Annotated in this window: 1 protein-coding gene; it reads right to left on the bottom strand. The window is 69.4% G+C overall.

The window, feature by feature from the left end:
• On the bottom strand, positions 1-982 hold a 982-nt coding region (locus ABD831_RS22190; protein WP_344952290.1), incomplete at its 3' end, for an IS481 family transposase.
• Positions 983-1,104: the final 122 nt, after the last annotated feature.

The raw sequence follows: 1,104 nt of genomic DNA, 5'->3' as shown, positions 1-1,104 counted from the left end.
TGTACTGACCCGACAGGTTGGTTAAGCGGGTGATGGGTGGCTTGTTCCCGCACGCGGTGTGGGGTCGGTGGTGGTTGTACTCGTGGAGCCATGCTCGCAGAGCAGCTCGTCGTTCCTCTTCGGAGGCGTAGCAGCGGGCGTAGCCCCACCCGTCGGCCAGGGTCCGGTGGAAGCGCTCGATCTTGCCGTTGGTCTGGGGCCGGTAGGGCCGGATGCGCGAATGCTTGACGTTCAGTTCGGCGCAGGTGTCGCGCCAGAGGTGGGAGCGGTACGCCGGGCCGTTGTCGGACAGGACTCTCTCGGTGGGGATCCCGCGGGTGGCGAACCAGGTCACCGCGCGGCGTAGGACCGCGGTCGCGGTGGCGGCGGTCTCGTCGTCGTGGACCTCGGCGTACGCGACCCGGGAGTGGTCATCGATGACGGTGTGCACGAACGCGTAGCCCATCTTCGGGTGGTAGTGGCTGCTCCTGGGCTTGCCGCCCGTCGCGATCCGGTTGTGGTTGCCCCGGGTGCGCCCGACGTAGCGCCAGCCGCCGCCGTCGGGGATGTTGCCCAGCTTCTTGACGTCCACGTGCAGCATCGCGCCCGGGTGCTCGTGCTCGTAGCGGCGCACCGGCTCACCGGTGGCCCGGTCCACATGGGACAAGCGGTTCAGGCGGCAGCGGGCCAGGACCCGGTGCGCGGTCGAGGGCGCGACCCCGGTCAGGGCTGCGAGCTGGACCGGGCCCAAGCGTTTGCGCAGCCGCAACGCCACGATCCGCCTCGTCGTGGCGGGGCTGGTCTTGGCCGGCATCGAGTGTGGTCGGCTAGACCGGTCGGTCATCGCCTCGCCGGCGGCGTACCGCTCGGCCCAGCGTTTGACCGTGGGCCACGAGCACTGGAACCGGGCCGCGACCTCGGTGATCGCCATCCCCTGGTCCACGACGAGTTGGGCCACCCGGAGCCGGGCGCGCGGGGTCAGGGCGGCGTTAGCGTGGGACATGAGGGCCTCCTGTTTGGCGAAGTGAACCTTGAGCAGTTCCACTCCACCGCGGGAGGCCCTCCCATGTCATCAGCTCACAACGCGAAGTCGCATTCCCTCAACCAACGTGCCCGGTCAGTACA

This window comes from Terrabacter ginsenosidimutans, from assembly GCF_039539425.1.
GTDB classification, from domain to species: Bacteria; Actinomycetota; Actinomycetes; order Actinomycetales; family Dermatophilaceae; genus Terrabacter; species Terrabacter ginsenosidimutans.
The sequence above is the reverse complement of the archived record's forward strand: the minus strand, read 5'-3'. Positions and strand labels throughout refer to the sequence as shown.